This window comes from Enterobacter sp. HNDS-6 (assembly GCF_039850505.1).
GTDB classification, from domain to species: Bacteria; Pseudomonadota; Gammaproteobacteria; order Enterobacterales; family Enterobacteriaceae; genus Enterobacter; species Enterobacter kobei.
In genome coordinates this window covers 4,506,978-4,528,103 of the sequence record NZ_CP156673.1, presented here as the reverse complement: position 1 = coordinate 4,528,103, position 21,126 = coordinate 4,506,978, and the positions used below count along the sequence as shown (strand labels likewise).

The 21,126-nt window shown below is 52.7% G+C and carries 20 protein-coding genes; 8 read left to right on the top strand and 12 right to left on the bottom strand.

All coding sequences use genetic code 11. The annotated features are described in order from the left end of the window. Positions 1-19 precede the first annotated feature (19 nt). From ABFI50_RS21150 to ABFI50_RS21130, 5 genes are all read right to left on the bottom strand, one after another. Positions 20-1,006, bottom strand: a complete 987-nt coding sequence (locus ABFI50_RS21150) for an oxidoreductase (RefSeq protein ID WP_047027800.1) — start codon at positions 1,004-1,006, stop codon at positions 20-22. 152 nt (positions 1,007-1,158) lie between these two features. After that, positions 1,159-1,947, bottom strand: coding sequence for an enoyl-ACP reductase FabI (fabI, locus tag ABFI50_RS21145; RefSeq protein WP_003856831.1), 789 nt, complete (start codon positions 1,945-1,947; stop codon positions 1,159-1,161). 250 nt (positions 1,948-2,197) lie between these two features. Continuing rightward, positions 2,198-5,302 (bottom strand): multidrug efflux RND transporter permease subunit, encoded by a 3,105-nt coding sequence (locus ABFI50_RS21140; protein WP_347486146.1) that lies wholly within the window; start codon positions 5,300-5,302, stop codon positions 2,198-2,200. 4 nt (positions 5,303-5,306) lie between these two features. Continuing rightward, positions 5,307-6,218 carry an ABC transporter six-transmembrane domain-containing protein gene (locus ABFI50_RS21135; RefSeq protein ID WP_347485017.1) on the bottom strand — a complete coding sequence of 304 codons (912 nt, stop codon included), beginning with the start codon at positions 6,216-6,218 and terminating at the stop codon, positions 5,307-5,309. Between the two features lie 134 nt (positions 6,219-6,352). Further along, positions 6,353-6,739 carry a hypothetical protein gene (locus tag ABFI50_RS21130; RefSeq protein WP_023338378.1) on the bottom strand — a complete coding sequence of 129 codons (387 nt, stop codon included), beginning with the start codon at positions 6,737-6,739 and terminating at the stop codon, positions 6,353-6,355. A gap of 272 nt (positions 6,740-7,011) precedes the next feature. Between ABFI50_RS21130 and ABFI50_RS21125 the strand changes: the two genes are divergently transcribed. Further along, a complete protein-coding gene (locus ABFI50_RS21125; protein WP_014884072.1) occupies positions 7,012-7,716 on the top strand; it encodes a response regulator in 705 nt (234 codons plus the stop codon). Then, a complete protein-coding gene (locus ABFI50_RS21120) occupies positions 7,713-8,777 on the top strand; it encodes an ATP-binding protein (RefSeq protein WP_071922172.1) in 1,065 nt (354 codons plus the stop codon). Before ABFI50_RS21125 ends, ABFI50_RS21120 begins: the two co-directional genes overlap by 4 nt. Here ABFI50_RS21120 and ABFI50_RS21115 read toward each other — a convergent pair. From ABFI50_RS21115 to pspF, 7 genes are all read right to left on the bottom strand, one after another. Further along, the gene (locus ABFI50_RS21115; RefSeq protein WP_049010609.1) at positions 8,758-9,699 is read right to left on the bottom strand and encodes an ATP-grasp fold amidoligase family protein; all 942 of its coding nucleotides are present in this window, start codon (positions 9,697-9,699) and stop codon (positions 8,758-8,760) included. The two genes, ABFI50_RS21120 and ABFI50_RS21115, sit on opposite strands and share 20 nt — an antisense overlap. Positions 9,700-9,853: 154 nt before the next feature. Then, entirely contained in the window at positions 9,854-10,660 is an 807-nt protein-coding gene (gene sapF, locus ABFI50_RS21110) for a putrescine export ABC transporter ATP-binding protein SapF (RefSeq protein ID WP_014884069.1), read from the bottom strand. Between the two features lies 1 nt (position 10,661). After that, positions 10,662-11,654 (bottom strand): putrescine export ABC transporter ATP-binding protein SapD, encoded by a 993-nt coding sequence (gene sapD, locus ABFI50_RS21105; protein ID WP_014884068.1) that lies wholly within the window; start codon positions 11,652-11,654, stop codon positions 10,662-10,664. Then, positions 11,654-12,544 carry a putrescine export ABC transporter permease SapC gene (gene sapC, locus ABFI50_RS21100; RefSeq protein ID WP_014884067.1) on the bottom strand — a complete coding sequence of 297 codons (891 nt, stop codon included), beginning with the start codon at positions 12,542-12,544 and terminating at the stop codon, positions 11,654-11,656. Before sapC ends, sapD begins: the two co-directional genes overlap by 1 nt. Next, on the bottom strand, positions 12,531-13,496 hold the full coding sequence (gene sapB / locus ABFI50_RS21095; protein WP_014884066.1) for a putrescine export ABC transporter permease SapB: 966 nt from the start codon (positions 13,494-13,496) through the stop codon (positions 12,531-12,533). Before sapB ends, sapC begins: the two co-directional genes overlap by 14 nt. Further along, on the bottom strand, positions 13,493-15,133 hold the full coding sequence (sapA, locus tag ABFI50_RS21090; protein ID WP_347485012.1) for an ABC transporter substrate-binding protein SapA: 1,641 nt from the start codon (positions 15,131-15,133) through the stop codon (positions 13,493-13,495). Before sapA ends, sapB begins: the two co-directional genes overlap by 4 nt. 88 nt (positions 15,134-15,221) lie before the next feature. Beyond that, positions 15,222-16,199 carry a phage shock protein operon transcriptional activator gene (gene pspF, locus ABFI50_RS21085; RefSeq protein WP_347485010.1) on the bottom strand — a complete coding sequence of 326 codons (978 nt, stop codon included), beginning with the start codon at positions 16,197-16,199 and terminating at the stop codon, positions 15,222-15,224. A 167-nt stretch (positions 16,200-16,366) separates the two neighbouring features. Between pspF and pspA the strand changes: the two genes are divergently transcribed. The 6 genes from pspA to ABFI50_RS21055 all read left to right on the top strand — a co-directional run bounded on the left by pspA (position 16,367) and on the right by ABFI50_RS21055 (position 21,109). Next, entirely contained in the window at positions 16,367-17,035 is a 669-nt protein-coding gene (gene pspA, locus ABFI50_RS21080) for a phage shock protein PspA (RefSeq protein ID WP_014884063.1), read from the top strand. A 53-nt stretch (positions 17,036-17,088) separates the two neighbouring features. Then, positions 17,089-17,313, top strand: coding sequence for an envelope stress response membrane protein PspB (gene pspB / locus ABFI50_RS21075; RefSeq protein WP_014884062.1), 225 nt, complete (start codon positions 17,089-17,091; stop codon positions 17,311-17,313). After that, complete coding sequence (gene pspC, locus ABFI50_RS21070) at positions 17,313-17,672, top strand: envelope stress response membrane protein PspC (protein WP_014884061.1); 360 nt, start codon at positions 17,313-17,315, stop codon at positions 17,670-17,672. The genes pspB and pspC overlap by 1 nt, the downstream gene beginning before the upstream one ends. Before the next feature lie 12 nt (positions 17,673-17,684). Next, on the top strand, positions 17,685-17,909 hold the full coding sequence (gene pspD / locus ABFI50_RS21065; RefSeq protein WP_023338371.1) for a phage shock protein PspD: 225 nt from the start codon (positions 17,685-17,687) through the stop codon (positions 17,907-17,909). Between the two features lie 195 nt (positions 17,910-18,104). Further along, entirely contained in the window at positions 18,105-19,802 is a 1,698-nt protein-coding gene (locus tag ABFI50_RS21060) for a sugar phosphorylase (RefSeq protein ID WP_045282170.1), read from the top strand. Positions 19,803-19,816: 14 nt separating this feature from the next. Then, positions 19,817-21,109 carry an ABC transporter substrate-binding protein gene (locus ABFI50_RS21055; protein WP_347485006.1) on the top strand — a complete coding sequence of 431 codons (1,293 nt, stop codon included), beginning with the start codon at positions 19,817-19,819 and terminating at the stop codon, positions 21,107-21,109. Positions 21,110-21,126: the final 17 nt, after the last annotated feature.

Here is a 21,126-nt window from a genome sequence, read left to right as displayed (position 1 = left end):
CTTTGGGGAATGCGTGTGGTTATTCCGCTTTGCCAGCCGCGACTTTTAGTCGATTAAGCCAGCCCTCAAACGCGCTTTGAGACAGGCGGTTGATCGCCTGGGCGACAGTCAGTCCTTCTTCCATGAGTGGGGTAAACTGCGCGGCACTAAAGCGGTCCGGCGAGCGTGTCAGCAAGTCGACTGCTGCCAAAAGCGACGGCGGGGAAAGCGCACTCTCTTCCCGGCTGTTTATCAGGATCTCTCCCGTCAGGTCGAGCAAGGTCGGTTCATGGCACAGGACGGGTGTCAGCGCCTCAAGCGCAGGTTCTGCCTGCCAGCGGGAGAGGGACTCAAGCTGATGCGCACTCGCATAGCGAAGCTCGACCACGGGAAGAAGCGCTATCCACCTACCGGCGCACGCTGGCAGGGTGTGCGGCTGAATATGATGGCCCGGCAACCAGCGAACGGGATGGCCAAGCAGAGCCTGAAAGACCGCAACCACGCGCGCCTGAAAACCGATAAAGCCGATGATCTGGTTAATCACCACAATGTCATAGGTAGAGAGACCCACCTCATCAAGCTGGTTTCGCGCCTTGTCATCAATGACATCCGGTGAGCTGGCGAGCTGACGGGCATACTGCGTGATTTGCGCCAGCCGCCGGTTACTTTCGCGGGAGGAGTCAGGACCCGGCAGCGGAGCAAGAAGGGCGGCATAATGGTTGCATAGCCGCTGAACGCCACAGGCCTGCGCAACCGTCAACGCGGTACTTAACCGGTCATAGGCGCTGAGCGTTCGCAGACGATTGACGGGAAGTGAGAGGGGAAACAGCTGATGGCATAAGGCTCTGGCAGGGGCAAGCCAGCCGGTACAGGCGGCGACAATCTCATCGGGCAGGGCTAAATCGAGCAAAAAACGATCGTCGACGTTAGCGGCTTCGGGCACCAGGGGCAGCGCATCCGACTGCGCGTGGTTTGACTGGGTTTCGTGATACCAGTGGCCTTTGCCGGAAAAACGGCGTTGTTCCATGGGCGTTCCTTGATCTCAAAATGGCGATCAATATCCTGGCGTAACGCAGATAAAGGGAAAAATATTGTTAGGTGATAACAAATAGCAGAACGGAATAACGAGGGGATGGTGCGGGGGAAAACTCTCTTCCCCTGCGGGAAGAGAGTCTGAGCTTATTTAATTTCCAGCTCGTTCATTGCAGCGATGTTGAAGCCGCCGTCAACGTGAACCACTTCGCCGGAGATACCTGCGGACAGGTCAGAGCACAGGAATGCAGCAGAGTTACCCACATCCTCAATGGTAACAGTACGACGAATCGGGGTAACCGCTTCGCAGTGTGCCAGCATTTTACGGAAATCTTTGATGCCGGATGCCGCCAGGGTGCGGATAGGACCCGCGGAGATGGCGTTAACACGCACACCTTCAGGACCCATTGCGTTCGCCATATAGCGTACGTTGGCTTCCAGAGACGCTTTAGCCAGACCCATCACGTTGTAGTTAGGGATAGCACGTTCCGCGCCCAGGTAGGACAGGGTCAGCAGCGCTGCGCCCGGGTTCAGCATCGCGCGGCAAGATTTAGCCATCGCAACGAAACTGTAAGAGCTGATGTCGTGAGCGATTTTAAAGCCATCACGGGTAACCGCGTTCACATAGTCACCGTCCAGCTGGTCGCCAGGCGCGAAGCCGATGGAGTGAACGAAACCGTCGAATTTCGGCCATGCTTTTGCCAGCTCAGCAAACATGCCATCGATGCTTTCATCTTGTGCAACGTCACATTCCAGAACGATGCTGGAACCCAGCTGCGCGGCAAACTCTTCAACACGGCCTTTCAGCTTGTCGTTCTGGTAGGTGAACGCCAGCTCAGCGCCTTCGCGATGCATTGCCTGTGCGATGCCGTATGCGATGGACAGTTTGCTGGCAACGCCAGTCACCAGAATGCGCTTACCGGAAAGAAAACCCATAGCTTTAATCCTTATATTCATTGCTTATTTTGCCTTGTAATTCATAGCGTTACAGGCAGTATTTCAAAATCATTCGAAATTAGCTCGAAATTATAGCCCACTCACAGCCCCTTGTGTCACGATATTTCTCGCCGATCGCCAAAGACGAATGCCCCAGAAGGTGAGGCGTGGGTTCAAAATTTCAGCATTCGTCCAGTATATCACCCGGCAGCAGCTTCGCCTCATCCAACCAGCGTGGATGCGCGATCCCTCACGATAGTGACCCTTTCCTGTCGCTTTCTATGAAACGCGCGATGACAATAAAGAAAACCGGGACGAAGAAGATCGCGAGAAGCGTACCGCTAATCATGCCGCCAAAGACACCGGTGCCGATGGCGTGTTGTGTGCTGTCACTTGCGCCACTGGCCAGCATTAAGGGAACCACTCCCAACGTAAAGGCTAACGATGTCATCAGAATAGGGCGCAGGCGCTGGCTTGCGGCCTGTATCGTTGCCGCCACCAGAGGGTTCCCTTCACGATGCAACTGTCTGGCAAACTCCACAATCAATATGGCGTTCTTGGCAGACAGGCCTATCAGGGTGATAAGGCCGACCTTGAAGAAAACATCATTCGTCATGCCGGCAACAGACACGGCCATGACTGCACCGATCAGTCCCAATGGCACCACCAGCATGACGGCAAAAGGTATTGACCAGCTCTCATACAGGGCAGCGAGCACCATAAACACCACCAGAATCGACAGGACGATCAGACCCGGGAGCTGCGACTGGGATTTTATTTCCTGCAATGAGCTCCCGGCCCATTCTCCCGCCAAGCCCTGAGGTAAATCCCTGGACAAATTCTCCATAACTTTCATTGCGGTACCGCTGGATTCACCGGTGGCCGCACTGCCGGTAATGCGGATAGCAGAATACCCCTGATAACGCGTTAGTTGCTGCGGTGCAACGTTCCAGGAGAGCGTCGCAAACGTTGACACTGGCACCCTCTGCCCCTGGCGGTTTTTAACGGATAATTTCAGGATCTGCTCAGGTTGCATTCGGTAAGGCGCATCGGCCTGGATAATCACCTGCTGAACACGCCCATTGTTCGTGTAGTCATTAACGTAGTTTGAACCCATGGTGACGGAGAGCGTCTGGTTGATTTCATCAAATGAGACGCCCAGAGCTTCCGCTTTTTCCCGGTCAATCTGAAGCGCCAGGCTAGTGCCTTCCGGCAGGCCGTCGATATACACGCCACTCAGTTCAGGACGTTGATTCGCTTTCAGCACCAGCGCATCGGCCGCCTGCTTTAACGCCTCGTAGCCCAGTCCCGCTCTGTCCTGCACGTACCAGGTGAAGCCCGACGAGGTGCCCATATCCGAAATGGCAGGCGGGAGCAGGCTCATCGTTACGGCATCAGAGACGTTTGCCATACTGGCCTGCATATGGTCGGCTTCATCCTCGGCTGTAGAGCCGTGCCTTTCTTTCCAGTCCTTCAGCGTGGTGAACGCCATGGCCGAATTCGGTCCTGATCCTGAAAACCCAAAACCCAGGATCATAATGTTGCTTTCAATATCCGGTCGGGTCGCAATTTCCTGTTCAAATGTTTTTACTACTTTCAGGGTGCGCTGCATTGTGGCATCAGAGGGAAGCTGAATAGAGGACATAAAATAGCCCTGATCTTCGTCCGGCAGAAAGGATGAGGGCAGCGAAGACAATCCAAAAAATAGCGCAGCACAAAGCGCAACATACAGAAGCAGCATTCGGCCGGTTCGTTTCAGAACCGCGCCCAGGCCGGATTCGTACCATGTTGTCAGGGTATGAAAACGGGCGTTAAAGCCTACCGCGAACCTGCCGCCACCGTGTTTTTGCGCGCTGTGGGGCTTAAGCAACGTAGCACAAAGCGCGGGAGTCAGCGTGAGGGCAAGAAATGCCGACAACAGTATGGATACCGCCATGGAAATACAAAATTGTCGATAAATAATGCCTACGGACCCTTCAGCAAAACCCATGGGTATAAAGACAGCGGTAAGTACCAGCGTGATCCCGATAATTGCCGGGGTGATTTCGGCCATGGCCTCCCGGGTAGCGTCGCGCGGAGAAAGGTTTTTTTCTTCCATCAGCCGTTCAACGTTCTCTACGACCACAATGGCGTCATCCACGATAACCCCTATCGCCAGCACCATGCCGAACATGGTCAGAATATTGATCGAGTATCCACTCAATAGCATCACTGTGAAGGTGCCCAGCAGCGCGACGGGGGCCACAATCGCGGGGATAAGCGTACAGCGTATCTTATGTAAAAACAGCAGCATAACGAGAAAGACAAGGACCATCGCTTCCACAAAGGTTTGCACCACCTTCATGATGGACAGCTTTACAAACGGTGCGGTATCAAAGGGAACCGTAAACGCCATTCCTTCCGGCAACACCTGAGAAAGTTCGTCGATACGTGCACGTACCCCTGAAGCCGTGCTCATCGCATTGGCGCCTGGTGACAACTGGATTGCCGCAGCCGTTGCCGGCACCCCATTTTCACGGATACCGAAAGCGTAACTTTGCAGGCCAGACTCAATCCGCGCAACGTCGGACAGTTTCAGCCTTGCGCCAGACGCATCTGCTTTAAGGGTAATGTTTCTGAAAGCCTCTACAGAAGTGAGTTGCCCTTTCACTGTGATGGGATAGGTTACGCCTTGTCCTGCAGTTGCCGGTTCGTCTCCCGTTTTCCCCGGCGAAACAAGGGCATTTTGCTGACCTACAGCGGTAAGAACATCGCTCACCGAAAGCCCGTAACTGTGCAGCTGCATGGGATCCAGCCAGATGCGCAGCGCTTTTTCGCCACCAAACAGCTGGACTTTTCCGACTCCCGGCACACGGCGTAGTTCGTCGCTGACGTTGCGGGCAAAATAATCGCTTAAATCCGCCTCTTCAAATTTGCCGGTTGTGGACTTCAACCCCACCATCATTAAAAATCCGGAATTGGCCGCCTCGACGTTGATGCCATTTTGCCTGACCGCCTGCGGCAAACGTGGCTCTACAATCTTGATCTGGTTCTGAAGATCCATCTGTGCCAGCTTAATGTCTGTGCCGGGCTTAAAGGTCACGGTAATAGATGCAGAACCGGTTGTGTCGCTGGATGATTCGAAATAGAGCAAATTATCCACGCCCGATATTTCACGCTCGATGAGCGACACCACGGACGTATTCATGATATCGGGGCTGGCCCCCGGATAAGTGACAGAAATAATGATCCCCGGCGGTGCCACCGCCGGATACTGCGCAACCGGCAACCGGGGTATAGACAGGACACCCGTCAGGACAATAAAAAGCGCCACTACCCAGGCGAATACGGGGCGTTCAATAAAAAAATGAGGCATTAAATTAACGTCCAGATACGTGAATTTCGTCATCGGCTGATACGCGTTTACCGATATCCCTGAGCTGAGAAAATTTCTCAAGAAGCTGCGGGGCGTCATCGAGACTTGTCGCGAACATCCACATGTATGTCATCACGGAATAAATATGTCCGGCGGTGATGCCAGCCGATTGCGTCATCCAGATAATGGTCAGCGTAAAAAGCAGGGCAACGAGTATACCCACCCATAAATAGCCCCACGCCTCCCGGTCCGATAACGCAATGCGTAAACGTGCAAGCGTGACGTAATGTCGGTGAAGGGTGGCGGTGCCTGCCTTATGAACATAATCAACTTCTTTCTCAAGACGATTATTCAGGCGCATGAATAACCATTCATTTTTACGGGTATATTCCGAGACAAATCCCATCAGAATGATGACGATTGCACAGCACATGATGCCGGCCCAGAATTCGATAAATAACAGCATGATTGCCGCACCAAAGAGAGAACTCAGCGAGGTAATAAGCAGGGGCAAGTGCATTTCAAAGAAATCCACATACTCGCGTGAGAGTGTGACCCTGGCGGCGATAGCCGAATGGTTAAGCTGGTATTTCCGCTGTGAAAGCACAACGGAGACCGCAAGCCCGGCATAAATACGGGCAAACGTTCGCGTATCAACACTCCGTCTTGTCGCACCTATGATCCACATACAGAGCACCATCAGTCCGTACAGTGCGGCGTTAAGTGTCTTACCCGCAAGAATGGCATTAATCGCGATGCCTGCCAGAACGGGATACAGTAAAAACATTACGTTTTCAGCCACGACAAGGAAAAAAGTCACAACCAGTTTTTTCCGGTGACGTACCGCGAGTTTTTTAAGTGAGTACATAACGCCAGCTGTATCTGGAGAACGATGATTGTTATTAAGGTTATTCATTCTGGGTAACAGGTTTCAGACTCTTTAAGTGAGTGTATTTTGAGCAATAAGGGTTGGCAGGAAGTCTACAACTCGCCTGTTTAGCGGAAATGGCAGTTTTATGGAGAGAGTGTGGAGCGCAACCGTGCGGTTGTTCAAATCATTCTCATAATGAGGTACAACGGCGAACCGCAGAAAAAAAGAATTAAATAACACTCGTAGTAAAACACCAAATCGTCGAAATCTGGCGTAGCGTTCAGCAGCACAGTGAACGTAATTATGAGATATATAAAAATCACCATTAGCCAGAAGGCGATGACAAGTAATTCAGTGAATGCACCTGCTTTGTTTTGTATTATCAAAGAGACAACCGACAAAGCGATGCAACCATAAATAATGGGAGAGGAGGGCAGCGTCGCGGCAACTTTTTCATCCATTTTATGCATCAACACCAGCCAGGTATAGAGTAATCCCCACGACAGCAGCAGGAACAGCGTATATATACCGATTTTCTTAGTAGAGAAATATTTCGAAAATTCCATGTTCATTATCTCAGCCAGATTCATAAAGCCTTAAAGCGACAGGGTTAATTCTCACCGTTCTATGAAAGAAGGGTTCTGCCCGAATAGCTATTCTGGCCAGGCATTGTCGAGTCTTTATTGACTGAATGTGTAGGCTGTGTGGAGGCATGGCCGGACATTTAAATTAGTGCTGGAAATTTTCATGGCTACGGCACTTTTTCCCGGAGGCTGTGTCTTATTGTGCTAAAGATATCTGATAGCGTGCTCAAAGGGATTTCACCCGCGGAGATAAAATGAACAAAAATACTCTAATCCTTGTTGTTGAAGATGAAGACGACATTGCTGAAATACTGATGAGTTACTTAGAGCGTTCAGGGATGAAAACGCTGAGGGCCAGACAGGGCGAGCAGGCGATAGCGCTTAATCGCCTTCATAAACCGGATCTCATCTTGCTGGACATTCATCTGCCCGTATGCGACGGCTGGAGCGTCCTCACGACGCTTCGTCAGGAAAGTTCCGTGCCCGTCATTATGGTTTCTGCCCTCGATCAGGACGTAGATAAACTCATGGGGCTGAGGCTTGGCGCAGATGATTACGTTATCAAGCCTTTTAACCCTTCTGAAGTTGTCGCGCGGGTTGAAGCGGTGCTGCGCAGAACCAAACCCGCTATTCAGCAGGCGGGGGCCGCGCCTCTCAGGACGCCTTTTATTACGGTCTATCCGGATGATTTCTACGTTGAGGTTACCGTGGGACCTGAAGTGATCTCCCCGGTGTTAACGACGACGGAATTTAAGCTTCTTACGTATCTGGTCAGATATCCGCGAAAGGTCTGCTCCCGCGAAGAGTTACTCAACGCATGTCTTCCGGAAGGTGATACCCTCGACAGAACAGTAGATAGCCATATGAGCAAGCTGCGTAAAAAACTTGAGCTAGCGGGGCTTTACGGCGTCCCTGAGAGCATCAGGGGCATGGGTTACCGGCTTGGGGAGAAAAAATGAACAGAGAGTCTGTCCTGAGTCGTCAGATCTTAACGTACATGATGTTGCTGACGTTTACGATCATTGCCATTTCCATACTGGGCTCCTGGTTTTTTTATTCCTTTATTCTGGATCACCTCCCCGGCGGCGCTGCTGCGGGGGAAGACGAGCAGATGACCCTGTGGGACTGGGTGTGGATCGGGACAGCAACAACAATCAGTCTGATATTCGCGGTTTTTTTAACGATCAAACTTTCCTCGCGGATACTCACCCCGCTAAACGCGGTCGCGTCCAGCCTGAAAAAAATTTCGCAGGGCCAACTGGATGCCCGGGCTTATTGTGCCAGTTCCAGGCTGGGAGAGATCAATCACCTGGTCATGGATTTCAATGAAATGGCGGAAAAACTGCAGACGCTGGATATGCAGCGTAAATCCTGGAATGCCGCCATTGCCCATGAACTCAGAACCCCGGTCACGATTTTACGCGGACGACTTCAGGGTCTGGTAGACGGCGTTTTTGAACCGGATCCGGTGCTTTTTAATAATCTTCTCAGGCAGACCGAAGGGTTAACCCGCCTGATTGAAGATCTACGGGTTGTCAGCTCTGACGGTGGGGCGGGTTATACGTTGTCTAAATCCAGAACGGATCTCAAAGGGACAATACAGGACGCGCTTGATACGTTCATGCCCGAATTTAAACGTAATCAGTTTACGATAAAGACAGCGTTGAGGGAGCAGCGTTGTGTGTTCGATCCGTTGCGTATCAACCAGTGTCTGGCCGTTCTGTTTGACAACGCATTACACTATTCAACCTCGCGGACGCTCATTGTCAAAAATGGCGTGTCTGATAAAGGCAATTATATTCTTATTCAGGATGGCGGACCGGGCATCCCTGAGGCCTTCCACGATTTTTTATTTCAGCCTTTTCAGCGGGATAATGTCGCCAGGGCATTAAATCCCGAAGGGTGTGGTTTAGGCTTATCGGTGGTAAAAGCCATCATGCTGGCCCATGGTGGCGATGTCACTTATACCTTATCAAAGCAAAACCACTCAATATTTAAACTCACCTGGCCCGACCCGTGAGTTTCAGCGGCAGATTAAATGTGCTTGCTGGCGATAAATGCCATATTTGTCCTAGCTTAGCATCCCATTCCTGTGGGGTAATCGTCAGTTTACCGCGTCTCGGGCTTAGGGTTATTTCACTGAAATAGATTTCATCTTTTTTTAGCATAAGATCAACGCGGCAGTAATCAATTCCCTGCGCCAGCTCCTGGGAGGCCAACAATGCTTGTCGGAATAAAAGCGGTTCGCCAGGATCTGCTGAAGTATTCGGATATTCCATCTGGAAAGGTTGTAAGTTCCAGTGCCTGTCATAAACGTTGATAAACCCTTTCCCGTTATCATCCGTAAAATCCGCTTCAACATAGTGGGCAACGCCATGAAAGCAATGGATCCTCAACATTTCGGGCGTTGTATTCCTGTCAGCATCGTCGAAGAGATCGACAAATGGCTCGCAAAGTATACTCGGCGTAATGTTTTTGTACTGCCATTCGCGCGTGGTGTAGTACAGATTTTTCTTTAACGCGAGGCTCAGTTTTTTACAGGCTTCCCTGTCATTAAAGTGCGCTTTGTCGGTACATATTATTGTGCTACCACTGTCATGGTTGCACTTAAGGACGAATTTGTCAGGAAGTACGGAAAAATCAATTTGCGACGCCCTGGTATAAACACCAAGTAATGGCACCGTTTTCACGCGCGTAGTTCTGGAAGAAACGTATTCCCGAACGGCGAGTTTATCGGCAAGCATTGTATAGACGTTATTATGGTCATAGACCAGACGATGGCATATTTTTTCACTCAACGTCGAGGGTGATTTAATGTCAGGGGTTTTCCCGGTTGTTCTCTTGAGCCTCACAGTATGGAAGTGCAGGTCCGTCATTAAAAATGAACGACATTTTCTGATGAGATACTCAGTGTATTTTAGAACATAAGTGGCGGTGATCATTTTTTCTCCTCCGTAATGTCCTGATATTCTGGAGAAGAACTGTTGATGGATATTGCGTAAAATATGGAGCAAGGATGGAGACGAAAATTAAAAGGATTAAATAACGTACGCAGGTTATTTAATCCTTGATTTAGCGGGGGGGGTACCGTTGTGCTTAGCGGTCCTTTCTCCACGCATCGGCGGTCAGCGCTTCACCGAAATGACCGGCAATCAGTCGTTTCGTCAGCTCATGAAGCGGAGAGGCCATGACATCCGCTGTGCTGCCACGTTCGACAACTTCCCCCTGGTGCATCACCATCACCTGGTCGCTGATGTGCTTCATCATTCCGAGATGTTGGGTAACGTAGATATAGGAGATACCCTGTTTTTCCTGCAACTCCAGCATCAGGTTAATCAGTTGCGAACGCATCGACATATCCAGTGAGGCAAGCGCTTCGTCGGCAATGATTACCTTCGGGCGCAAAATCAATGCGCGCGCCAGACCCAGGCGCTGTTTCTGGCCGGGGGCCAGCATGTGCGGATAGTAGCTTTCGTGATCCGGTAACAGTCCCACCATGCGCAGCGTTTCAAAGACGCGCTTTCGTCGCGCCTCGGGCTCCAGCTCGGTGTTCAAACGCAGAGGAAAATCCAGAATCTGCGAAATACGCTGGCGGGGATTGAGCGAGGTTGACGGATCCTGGAAGATCATGCGGATACGCTGGCTGCGGAAAGAGTAATCCCCAAACGCCAGAGGATGATCGTCAATCAACACTTCTCCAGCGGTAGGCTCTACCATGCCGGCAAGCATCTTCGCCAGCGTCGATTTCCCGGAACCGTTTTCGCCAATAATCGCCAGCGTCTGTTTTTCACGCAGGGTAAAACTTAGCGGCTTTACCGCCTCGACAGTCTGACGATGAAACAGCCCCGTACGATAGCGAAAGGTCTTACTCAGGTTGCGGACTTCCAGTAAGGTTTCGACCATTTCACTCTCTCTCCATGTTCAGCGGGAAATGACAGGCGTAAAGATGATTTTTGGCGCCGGTCAGGCGTGGTGTCTCAATACATTTACGCTGAGCATATGGGCAACGAGGCCCAAGACGGCAGCCTATCGGCAAGGATTCCAGCAGCGGAATCGCCCCTGGCAAGGTATTCAGGCGGCTCTTGTGCGGCATGGCGCTGCCAAAATCAGGAATAGCCCGGATAAGCGCCTGCGTATACGGATGATGCGGGGCGTTGATCAGGTCTTCGCTGGGGGCGGTTTCGACCGTTTGCCCGCAGTACATCACATCAATTTTGTCCGCCCATTTGCTTAACATCTGCAGGTCATGGCTGATCAGCAAAATGGTGGTGTTGTTGTTCTGGTTCAGACGTGACAGCAGGCGGAAAATTTGCGCCTGCGTGGTCGGCTCCATCGCGTTGGTGGGTTCATCCGCAATCAACAAGCGCGGCTGATTAGCCAGCGCGATAGCAATCATCACCTTCTGACATTCACCGTCGGTAAGCTCATACGGGAAGCTGCGCATCGCGTCTTTATGATCTTTGATACCGACGCGGTGCAACAGTTCGATGGCGCGACGTTTACGCCAGCCGAAACGCTGCCACCAGCGGCCTTTATAGGTCCAGCCGGGGATGTTCTGCATGAGCTGTTTACCCACGCGCTCGGACGGATCGAGACAGGATTGCGGCTCTTGGAAGATCATCGAGACGTTGTGGCCAACCAGCTTACGCCGCTCGCGCGGGGAGAGGCGCAGCAGGTCAATGTCGTCGAAGCGCATACGGTCGGCGGTCACGCGCCAGTTGTCTTTCGCCACACCGCAGATAGCTTTGGCGATCAGACTTTTCCCTGAGCCAGATTCACCCACCAGCCCGCGAATTTCACCCTCAGCAAGCGTGATACTGATGCGATCGACGGCCTTAACCCAGCCTTCACCGGTTTTGAATTCGATAGTGAGGTTGCGGATATCAAGAAGTGGCATTATTGCACCCCCGCGTTAATTGCACGGCGAATACCGTCGCCCAGCAGGTTGATCAGCAACACGCTCACCATAATCGCCGCCCCCGGCAGCATGACTGTCCACGGCGCCACGTAGATTAACTCCAGCGCGTCACCGAGCATTGCGCCCCATTCAGGTGACGGCAACTGGGCGCCAAGGTCGAGGAAGCCGAGCGCAGCAATATCGAGAATCGCCATCGACAGCGCACGGGTGATCTCGGTGACCAGCCCGGCGGCGATATTCGGCAGAACGGCAAACCACAGGATGTTGAAGGTGGTCGCGCCGTCCAGACGGGCGGCGACGACATACTCTTTTTCCAGCTCGTCATGCACCATGCTGTAAACCGAGCGCACGATGCGGGGGAGGATTGCCAGCCAGACGGCAAACATCGCATGCGACAGATGCGGTCCGGCAAAAGCAACCACAATGATCGCCAGCAGCAGAGACGGAATCGACAGCAGGGTGTCCAGAATGTGGTTCAGTACCGCCGAACGTAGGCCATGCGTGGATCCGGCAAAAATACCGAGCGCCAGTCCACAGACTGTCGCCGCAAGCGTGACCACAAATGCACCACCCACCGTCGGAGCAGCGCCGCTTAACAGGCGGCTCAATACGTCACGTCCGAGGTCGTCGGTGCCGAGGAAGAAAGAGACTTCGCCGTAGCGTGACCAGGAAGGCGGCAGAAGCTGATAGCCGAGGAACTGCTGGTCAATGCCATACGGGGCAAACCACGAGCCAAAGAGGCAGAGTAATACCAGCCCGGCGCAGCCATAAAGGCCGATCATCGCCGTGGTGTCACCATAGAACTTACGCCACACGGTACGCAGCGCACCGGGTGTGCGCTTTTCACTGTATACGTTATCGTAAGGCATACCATTCCTTATGCTTCAACGGGTTAGCCATCGCACCCAAAATATCGGACAACACGTTAACAATAATCACCAGCGAACCAATCACCATCACACCCGCTGAAATAGCGGCGTAATCCTGCTGGCGAATCGCGTTGATCATCCATCGTCCCAGCCCTGGCCAGCTAAAGACCATCTCGGTGATCATCGCCAGAGTGAGCATGGTGGAGAACTGCAGCCCCAGACGCGGAATCACCGGCGGTAGCGCGTTATGGAGAACGTTGCGGCGCAGAATGGTCAGGCGTGACAAACCCCGCGTGGCGGCGGCTTTGACATAGTTCTGGTCAAACACCTCGATGGTGCTCAGGCGCATCAGGCGAATCACTTCCGTGGTCGGGGCGACGGCCAGCGTCAGTACCGGCAACACCATATGGCGCACGGCGCTGACGATCATCTCATGACGCCACACTGAATCGGACAGCCAGGCGTCAATAATGGCAAAACCCGTCACCGATTTCACCGTATAGAGCAGGTCGAAGCGGCCCGAGACCGGTAGCCAGCCCATCGTCAGCGAGAAGAAGAGCGTTAACAGCAGCGCCAGCCAGAATACCGGTATGGAGAAGCCTAACAGGGCGAGGGCGCTGATGAACTTATCCTGCCATTTGTTGCGATAGATCCCGGCCAGCATACCCACGGGGATCCCCACCATCAGGGCAAAACCGAAGGCCAGAATGCACAGCTCCATCGTGGCCGGAAAAACCTCTTTCAACTGGTCGGAGATAAGCTGCCCGTTGATGCTGGACACCCCGAAATCCCAGTGCAGCAGACCGTTAAACCAGAACAGCCAGGCATCCCACAACGATGAGCCCTGAAGCGGGGCGTGCGGCGTAAAATAGCTCAGGCTGAAACCGACAAAGGTCAGCAGAAAGAGCGTCACCAGCAGCAGCAGGAGTCGGCGCAAGGTAAAAATAATCATGGTTTTTTCACCTCTTGTTCTTTTTCGCGCGAGACGCCCGCGAACGAGGCATTGCCGAACGGACTCAGCACCAGACCTTTAATATCATAGCGATAGGCCTGGAGACGCAGGGAAGAGGCCAGCGGCAGCACGGGCAACTCCTCGGCGAGGATTTTCTGCGCTTCATCATAAGCATCGATGCGTGAGGCCAACTGTTGGGAAGAGAGCGCTTTTTGCAGCACGGCGTCAAACTCCCGGTTACACCAGTGAGCGTAGTTGGTCTGCGAGTTGATCGCCGCGCAGCTCAGCAGCGGCCGGAAGAAACTGTCCGGGTCGTTACTGTCGGTGGCCCAACCGGTCAGGGTAAGATCGTGATTCATGTCCATCAGGCGCGCCTCCTGGAAACGGCCCTCAACCGGCACGATGATCACCTTGACGCCCACCTGTGCCATATCTGCCTGCAATAGTTCGGCCGTTTTCAGCGGGCTCGGGTTCCACGCCTGGGAACTGGTCGGCACCCAAAGCTGGAGGGTGAGGTTTTCCGCGCCCAGCGCTTTCAATTGTTCGCGTGCTTTTGCCGGATTGTATTCCGTAATTTTAGCTTCACCGTCGTAGGCCCACGAGGCGCGCGGTAAAATAGAGGCCGCGGTTTCCGCCGTGCCGTAGTAGATCGACTGCATCAGACGCTGGTTGTTAATCGCCAGCGCCAGGGCATGACGGACGGCAGGGTTGTTCAACGGCGGCTTATCCGTGTTAAAGGCCAGATAAGCGATGTTCATTCCCGGGCGTAGCGTCAGACGCAGACGCGGATCGTCACGCAAAATAGTGAGCTGGCTGGCGGCAGGCCAGGCGAGCACGTCACATTCCCCGGTGAGCAGTTTTGAGAGACGTCCTGTTCCGCCAGAGCCGAGGTCAACCACCACCTGCGGCATCAGCGGCGTGCCGCGCCAGAAATGTTCATGACGCTGCAGGCGTATATATTGCCCCGCACGGTATTCCGCCAGCTGGAACGGACCGGTGCCCACCGGCTGGCGATCGAGCAACTCCTGGCGATCTTTTTTCGCAAGCTGCGACGCATATTCAGCAGACATGACGGACGCATAGTGGGTCGCCAGATGCCAGAGGAAGGAGGCATCCGGGCGCGTTAGCGTAAATTCAACCGTTCGGTTATCCAGCTTACGCACGCTCTTAACCGTGTCGGCAAACTGCAGACTGTCGAAGTAAGGGAAATGATCCCCGTTGACGTTATGCCACGGATGATTGCGATTAAAGATCCGCTGGAAGGTAAAGACCACATCGTCCGCATTCAGCTTTCGCGTGGGGGTAAACCACGGCGTGCGCTGAAACGCGACATCATTGCGCAGGTGGAAGCGGTAGGTTGCACCGTTGTCCAGCACTTCCCAGCTTTCCGCAAGCTCAGGGACCAGACGGTAGGTGTACGGGTCGACATCAAGCAGACGGTCATACAATTGCGCGGCAAGCGTATCGACAATCAGGCCGCTGCCCGCTTTTTGCGGGTTGAAGGTATCCACCTGGCCGCTCACGCAATAGACGAAGCCACTGTCACGGACGTCAGGCTGCGAAGTCTGCCCCGGCGCGGCAAAAGCCATGCTGCTGAACAGACCGAGTGCAAAAAAGGACGATAAAACCAGACGCATAATTTTTAAGGTTTTTAGGTTCGATCTGCAAAGTGTATCGCACTTACGCCTGCTTCGTAAAAATGTCTGCGGGTAAGTGCCGATATTGTCAGCGCATTTGATGCTTTTTGAGCAATGCCCGTAACTGATGGTAGGTCAGACCCAGGAGTTCAGCCGCCCGTTTCTGGTTATATTTCGCCGTCTTCAGGCTTTGCTCCAGCAATTGTTGTTCCTGGTCGTGCTGGAACTGACGTAAATCAAGAGGGAGGGCGGGGGCGTGGTCAGACGATGAGGGGGCGGTGACCGGCGGCGCATGACGCTGAAAAGGATCGATAATGATGTTATCCAGTTCCGCCTCGCTGCTGCCGTGGCGGTAGACAGAGCGCTCCACGACGTTTTTCAGTTCGCGAATATTTCCCGGCCAGTGATAGGCCAGTAGTGTCTCCTTTGCATAATCGCTGAAGCCGGGGAACAGAGGCAGGCCGAGCTCGCGGCACATCTGAATCGCAAACTGGTCTGCGAGCAACATAATGTCACTTCTTCGCTCGCGCAGGGGGGGAAGCTGAACAACGTCAAAGGCCAGGCGGTCAAGCAGATCGGCCCTGAATTTCTCCTCCGCGACCCTCTCCGGCAGATTGGCGTTGGTGGCGCACACCAGACGCACGTTAACCTGTAGCGGCTGGCTACCGCCGACGCGCTCCAGTTCGCCATACTCAATGACGCGCAGCAGTTTTTCCTGCACCAGCATGGGTGCGGTGGCGAGTTCATCAAGAAACAGCGTACCGCCGTCGGCGCGCTCAAACCGTCCCGGATGGCGCCTCTGGGCGCCGGTAAAGGCACCTGCTTCGTGGCCGAAAAGCTCTGTATCGAGCAGGTTTTCATTCAGCGCCGCGCAGTTTAACGAGATAAAGGGGCCGTCCCAGCGTCCGGATAAATAGTGCAGGCGGTTGGCAATCAGTTCCTTACCCGTGCCGCGCTCGCCGATAATCAGCACCGGCTTGTTGAGCGGTGCAAGGCGGGACACCTGTTCCAGCACCTCCAGAAAGCTGTTTGCTTCCCCGAGTAAATTGTCTTTGTATCCAGCCATGATGAAATTAACCACTCCTTAGCGATATTCACCAGGTCAGCATAGTTCTTCATTGCGTATAAATCAAACACATCAAGCAAAATCAATAGGATAAAAAACTGGCACGGGAATTGTATTATCTCAACAGCAGGGCATTGCCCGACCACAGAAATAAGAGGATTTTTATTATGGGTATTTTTTCTCGTTTTGCCGACATCGTGAACGCCAACATCAACTCACTGCTGGAAAAGGCGGAAGACCCGCAGAAGCTGGTGCGTCTGATGATTCAGGAGATGGAAGACACGCTGGTTGAAGTGCGTTCTACCTCTGCTCGCGCGCTTGCTGAGAAAAAACAGTTAACGCGCCGGATTGAGCAGGCCACCGCCCAGCTCAATGAATGGCAGGAAAAAGCGGAACTCGCCCTGCGTAAAGATAAAGAAGATCTGGCTCGTGCGGCGCTGATTGAAAAACAGAAGCTGACGGACATGGTCGCGACGCTTGAGCATGAAGTGACGCTGGTGGATGACACGCTCACCCGTATGAAAAAAGAGATTGGTGAGCTCGAAAATAAACTGAGCGAAACCCGCGCACGTCAGCAGGCGCTGTCGCTGCGTCATCAGGCGGCAAGCTCTTCCCGCGACGTACGTCGTCAGCTGGACAGCGGCAAGCTGGATGAGGCCATGGCGCGATTTGAGTCTTTCGAGCGTCGCATCGATCAGATGGAAGCGGAAGCAGAAAGCCACAGCATCGGGAAGCAAAAGTCACTGGATCAACAGTTTGCCGACCTGAAAGCGGACGATGAAATCAGCGAGCAGCTGGCGGCATTGAAAGCCAAAATGAAGCAAGATAACCACTAATACTGTTGCGGCACCTGAGCGTGCCGCTATGCATCCTAAGACAAGGAGTACACATGAGCGCGCTTTTTCTGGCCATTCCCCTGACGATTTTCGTGCTGTTTGTTTTGCCGATTTGGCTATGGCTGCACTACAGCAACCGTTCTTCACAAGGCGATCTTTCCCAGAGTGAACAGCAACGTCTTGCGCAGCTTACCGAACAGGCGAATAAGATGCGTGACCGCATTCAGGCGCTGGAAGCGATCCTGGATGCAGAACATCCAAACTGGAGGGATCGTTAATGACCGGACTGAATCTGAACAAAAAGTTGTGGCGAATCCCACAGCAGGGGATGGTGCGTGGCGTTTGTGCCGGGCTGGCACACTATCTTGACGTTCCGGTAAAACTGGTTCGTGTGGTGACGGTACTGTCTATTTTCTTCGGTCTGGCGTTTATCACGTTCGTGGCATACATCGTACTGTCGTTTGTCCTTGATCCCATGCCCGACGGAGAACTGGCCGCAGAAAGTGCGCCAACCAGTAACGATCTTCTGAATGCGGTTGACGAGCAACTGGCCGCAGGGGAGAAGCGGTTACGTGAAATGGAACGTTACGTGACGTCGGATACCTTTACGCTGAGAAGTCGTTTTCGTCAGCTTTAAGAGAGAATTTATATGAAGCAAAACTGGCAACAGGCCGGTCAGAAGGTAAAACCCGGCCTGAAAATCGCAGGTAAACTGGTTCTGATGACGGCATTACGTTACGGCCCGGCAGGTGTTGCGGGTTGGGCGATCAAATCTGTTGCCCGTAAGCCGGTCAGAATGTTGCTGGCCGTAGCGCTCGAACCGATGCTGCAAAAAGTGGCAAAACGGCTATCGCGCCGTTACTTATCCCGCTAATTCACACGCGCGTCAGCCCCTACATTCCCAGAGAAAGGCTGGCGCCGTCTCAAACATTTCCCTCCCTTTAATGTGCTTTCTTTGCGGCAGCTCACAATACTGAGCAGAGTCGCTTTGGAATTGCATTTTTCAGCCTCCCGCTTCGTTGACAGATATTTTTCATGGGAGTAGATTGCCCTTCGTGGGACCGCTACCATGGAAAATAAAGTGAACGCAAAAATTAAAAAACTTATCAATCATATCTACGGTGAATCATTTTCTGACGCACATTTAGACGTGTTATTATCAAAGCTTGAGCAAGCCGCTATTGATATTACAGAAAAGCGCAAATCAGGCTGGGATGAAAAAGATGTTGTCCTGATTACTTACGCCGATCAGTTCTCCGCGAAAGGGGAGAAAGCGTTGCCGGTGTTTACCCGCTTTTATAATGAGTGGCTTGCCCGCACGTTTTCCCATGTCCATCTTTTACCTTTTTATCCGTGGTCCTCTGATGACGGATTTTCCGTTATCGATTACCACAGCGTCGCGCCTGAAACCGGAAGCTGGCAGGATGTTGCTGAATTAAAGCAGTCTGCCAGCTTAATGTTTGACTTCGTGTGCAACCATATGTCAGCAAAAAGTGAATGGTTTGCTAATTATCTTGCGCAGAAGCCGGGCTTTGACGATTTCTTTATTTCTGTCGATCCTGAAACTGATTTATCTGCCGTGACGCGGCCTCGTGCATTACCACTGCTGACGCCATTTAAGCTGCATGATGGAAGCGTGCGTCATCTTTGGACCACGTTCAGTGATGACCAGATCGATCTCAACTTCGCCTCGCCTCAGGTACTGATTGCGATGGTTGACGTACTGCTCCATTACCTGGCGGAAGGGGCGCGTTACATTCGCCTCGACGCCGTTGGGTTTATGTGGAAGATTCCAGGAACCAGCTGCATCCATCTTGAGCAGACACACTGCCTTATCCAGCTTTTCCGTGCGATTACCGACGCTGTGGCACCCGGCACGGTGATCATTACCGAGACAAACGTCCCGCATAAAGACAATATCTCGTACTTCGGTGATGGTGAAAATGAAGCCCAGATGGTCTATCAGTTCTCCTTGCCACCGCTGGTGCTGCATGCTGTTCATCGTCAGGATGTAAAAGCACTTTGCCAGTGGGCGGGTTCGCTGGCGCTGCCTTCAACAAAAACGACCTGGTTCAACTTCCTGGCGTCTCATGACGGTATCGGCCTGAACCCGTTACGCGGCATTCTTCCGGAGTCAGAAATACTGTCACTGGTTGAAAAACTTCAGCAGGAAGGGGCGCTGGTTAACTGGAAAAATAATCCTGACGGAACGCGCAGTCCTTACGAAATCAATGTGACCTATCTGGACGCATTAAGCTCGCAAGACAGCCCGGATGATGAACGTATTGCGCGGTTTATTCTGGCGCATGCTGTACTGCTGAGTTTCCCGGGTGTACCTGCCGTATATATTCAAAGCATTCTTGGCTCGCGTAACGATTATGAAGGCGTTGAACGCCTCGGCTATAACCGCGCGATAAACCGCAAGAAATACACCGCCGGTCAGGTTGACCTTGAGCTCAATAATAAACAAAGCATTCGCCATAAAATCTATTCCCGTTTAAGCGAGTTTATTGCTATTCGTCGTGGGGAACGCGCATTTCATCCTGATGCTCAGGCAATGTTTGAATCACTTGATGAACAGATTCTTAAAATTGTTCGTGTGGCTGATAATGGTGAAAGAATTACCGCGCTATTTAATTTTAGTCATAACGTTCATACCGTTTACGAGAAAGTGCTTTCCGGTGTGGAATTGCTATCAGGACAGGCTATTGACGGTACGGAACTGACCCTCAATCCATGGCAGGTTATGTGGATTAAAGAAAACTAAAAAAGGACCCTTAAATGAAAATGCCCAAAATTGTGCTGTTATCAGCACTGGTTTCGTGCGCCCTGTTATCAGGCTGTAAGGATGATAAAGCGTCTGCTGTGACCATTGAGTTTATGCACTCTTCAGTAGAGCAGGAGCGTCAGGCGGTTATTACGAAACTGATCGAAAAATTTGAAAAAGAGAACCCTGGCATCACGGTGAAACAGGTGCCGGTGGAAGAAGACGCCTACAACACCAAGGTGATTACGCTCGCGAGAACCGGGGCGCTGCCTGAGGTGATTGAAGTCAGCCATGATTACGCGAAAGTCATGGATAAGGAACAGCTGCTGGATCGCAAGGCGATTGGCGAAGCCATTAAAGCGGTAGGCGAAAACACCTTCTATGACGGGATCCTGCGCGTGGTACGTACCGAAGACGGTACCGCCTGGACGGGCGTGCCAATAAGTGCCTGGCTGTCCGGCGTCTGGTATCACAAAGATGTTCTTGCTGCAGCGGGTATTGAGGAGCCCCACAACTGGGAACAACTGCTGAAGGCCAGTGAAAAACTTAACGACCCGGCCAAAAAACATTACGGCATTGCGCTGCCTACTGCGGAAAGCGTCATGACCGAGCAGGCATTCTCCCAGTTTGCACTTTCCGGCGGCGCGAACGTTTTTGATGCCAACGGGAACGTCGAAATCGATACCCCTGAGATGGCGAAAGCGCTCTCTTTTTATAAAGCGCTGGCCGCGACCACCATGCCGGGCTCGAACGACGTCATGGAGATCAAAGATGCCTTCATGAACGGTTCCGCACCGATGGCGGTTTATTCCACCTACATCCTGCCTGCGGTATTCCAGGATGGAAACCCTGCCAATCTTGGCTTCGTGGTCCCTACCGAAAAGACCTCTGCAGTCTACGGCATGATCACATCGCTGACGATCACCACGGGTCAATCTGAAGATGAAACGCAGGCAGCTGAAAAGTTTGTGACGTGGATGGAGCAGGCTCAAAACGCAACCGACTGGGTCATGATGTCGCCTGGTGCGGCGCTGCCGGTGAACAAGCTGGTGGTAGCTACGGATACCTGGAAAAACAACGAGGTCATTAAAGCGTTTGGGCAACTGCCTTATGAGCTGATTGCTCAGTTCCCAAATGTGCAGGTGTTTGGCGCTGTGGGCGACAAGAACTTTACCCGCATGGGCGATGTCACCGGGTCCGGCATTATCAGTTCTATGGTGCATAACGTCACGGTGGGTAAACAAGATCTCAGCGCCACGCTCAGCAATAGCCAGAAGCGACTGGCTGACCTGATTTCACAACGATAGGAGCGCTTTGCGGAAGG